Genomic DNA, 2,086 nt, shown 5'->3' with positions numbered 1-2,086 from the left:
GTCCCACCCCGCTCGCGGACCGCCCCGCCCGCCGTCCTGTCTGCCCAGGCCGTCGTCGCGCGGTCCATCTCCTCCCAGCTGACAGCCACGCGCTCCGTCTCGGCGCAACGCGTCAGGGCCAGGTCGACCGCACCGCGGTCCGGCTCGGCGAAATCCACCGCCGGCCAGGCCGAAGCGGTGCGATCCACCCCGACGCGGCGCGCCGTCGCCGGGTCCACCGCACCACGGGCCGGCACCACGGACGCCGCCGGGTCCGGAGTCGGCTCGCGCTCCACGGCACCCCACGCGCGCCCGGCACCATCCCCCTTGCGCCGTCCCGCCTCGGCGCCGTTCACCTCAGACCGATCCCGCTCGGCAGCTTCGCTCTCGAACCGGTCCACCCCGAACCTGTCCACCTCGACGACGCCATCACCCTTGAACTGATCAGGTTCGCCAGCGTCCCCGGTCGAACGGCCCGCCTCAGCGCCCGCCCACGCCTGACCGATCATCGCACCAGCGTCCCGCTCGGAGCGGTCCGGCTCGGCGCCGTCCGTCGCGCGCACTCCCCGAGCCCTTCCCTTTACGGCAGGCCGGCGGCACCGCACGCGCCGCCCCCAGTGGCCGCCCGTCCTGGCCGGTCAAGGCAGCGCCTACCGGCGTTCCTTCGCCGCTCGGCTCGCTCACCGCGCTCCAGCATGTGGGCAGCGCGCTGGGCGTGGCGGTGCCCGGCTCGGCGTCGGCACGGGCGGCATCGCGACCATGCCGCGGCTGGCGGCCGGGTGATCGCCGCGGCGCTCGTGGCCGGGACGATGCTGCCCAAGCAGGCCCGCGAGGACGCCGGGGACGCCGTGCGCTGAGAGCAGATCGCGGGACCGGCCGGTTCAGCCGGTGCCGCCTCGCCGGGTCTCCTCGGCCTGCTCCATCCCGTCGAGGAGGTAGCCGAGACCTTCGGCGAACGTGGTGTCCCACTCGGCGGAGGGGTCGCTCGCGGGCCCGCCGGCGAAGTCGAGACCGTGCTCGGCGAGGGACGGATAGAGGTCCGCGCGCTCCTTCAGGAAGGCGCCTGTGCCGCCCTCGTCGCGCTCCTGCCATGTGGCCTGCATGATGACCGAGCCCATGACGTAGTTGGCCAGGCTGTAGGCGGCGATCTTGGGCGCGGGGAAGCCCGCCTCGGCCAGTGTCTCGTACAGGAATTCGGTGCGCTCCAGCGCGTTCGGGCCCATGAGCGGCCGGTCGAGGATGGTGGCCGACCAGGGATGGCGCAGCAGCGCGCCCCGCCAGCCGCTCATCAGCTCGCGTGCCGCCGCCCGCCAGCCGGCTTCGCGGCCGGGCAGCCGCACCTCGTGGAAGACGGCGTCCAGAGCCAGGTCGAGAACGTCGTCCTTGGTCGTGACGTGCCAGTAGAGGGTGGTCGAGCCGGTGTCGAGCCGCTCGGCCAGGCGGCGCATGGTCAGCCGGCCGACGCCTTCCTCGTCGAGCAGTGCCACCGCCTCGGCCACGATCTTGTCGAGCGTCAGCGACTGCCTGGGCGCCTTCGGGGGGCGCGACCACACGGTGTCCACCCGGAGATAATACGTTGTACGAGTACTGGATCGATGATCTAGTTATAGAACGTTGGTCGAGTGGAGGTCCGGGTGGGGCACATCGAGGTGAGCGGGCTGGCCTATCTGCTGCCTGACGGGCGGCCGCTGCTGTACGACGTGTCGTTCAAGGTGGGCGACGGTGCCAAGGCGGCGCTGGTCGGTCCGAACGGCGCGGGCAAGACCACACTGCTGCGGCTGATCGCGGGCGAACTCTCCCCGGCCGGCGGCCGGATCTCCGGCAGCGGCGGCATCGGCGTGATGCGGCAGTTCCTCGGCTCGGGCACCGTGCACGACCTGCTGCTGAGCGTGGCGCCGCGACGTGTGCGGGACGCGGCCGCCGCGCTGGACGCGGCCGAGTCGGCGATCGTGCTGCGCGACGACGAGCCACGCCAGCTCGCCTACGCCCAGGCCATCGCCGACTACGCCGACGCGGGCGGCTACGACCTGGAGGTCGTGTGGGACGTGTGCACGACCGAGGCGCTGGGGCTGCCGTACGCAGGGGTTCGGGACAGAGGGGTGGGCAC

The 2,086-nt window shown here is 73.2% G+C and carries 4 protein-coding genes; 2 read left to right on the top strand and 2 right to left on the bottom strand.

What is annotated here, in order from left to right; translation table 11 throughout:
- The coding region (locus tag E1294_RS51705) for a hypothetical protein (protein ID WP_220448445.1) at positions 1 to 488 on the bottom strand (488 nt) is incomplete at its 3' end.
- Between the two features lie 186 nt (positions 489 to 674).
- Between E1294_RS51705 and E1294_RS53995 the strand changes: the two genes are divergently transcribed.
- Positions 675 to 836 (top strand): hypothetical protein, encoded by a 162-nt coding sequence (locus E1294_RS53995; RefSeq protein WP_165977990.1) that lies wholly within the window; start codon positions 675 to 677, stop codon positions 834 to 836.
- Between the two features lie 24 nt (positions 837 to 860).
- Here E1294_RS53995 and E1294_RS51700 read toward each other — a convergent pair whose 3' ends face one another.
- The gene (locus tag E1294_RS51700) at positions 861 to 1,541 is read right to left on the bottom strand and encodes a TetR/AcrR family transcriptional regulator (RefSeq protein ID WP_132520648.1); all 681 of its coding nucleotides are present in this window, start codon (positions 1,539 to 1,541) and stop codon (positions 861 to 863) included.
- A 72-nt stretch (positions 1,542 to 1,613) separates the two neighbouring features.
- Here E1294_RS51700 and E1294_RS51695 point away from each other — a divergent pair.
- The coding region (locus E1294_RS51695) for an ATP-binding cassette domain-containing protein (RefSeq protein WP_132520645.1) at positions 1,614 to 2,086 on the top strand (473 nt) is incomplete at its 3' end.

This window comes from Nonomuraea diastatica (assembly GCF_004349015.1).
Taxonomy (GTDB): Bacteria; Actinomycetota; Actinomycetes; order Streptosporangiales; family Streptosporangiaceae; genus Nonomuraea; species Nonomuraea diastatica.
The sequence above is the reverse complement of the archived record's forward strand: the minus strand, read 5'-3'. Positions and strand labels throughout refer to the sequence as shown.

Coding starts and splice junctions, on each gene's coding strand:
- E1294_RS53995 (WP_165977990.1), top strand. CDS start 675: ATGTGGGCAGCGCGCTGGGCGTGGCGGTGCCCGGCTCGGCGTCGGCAC.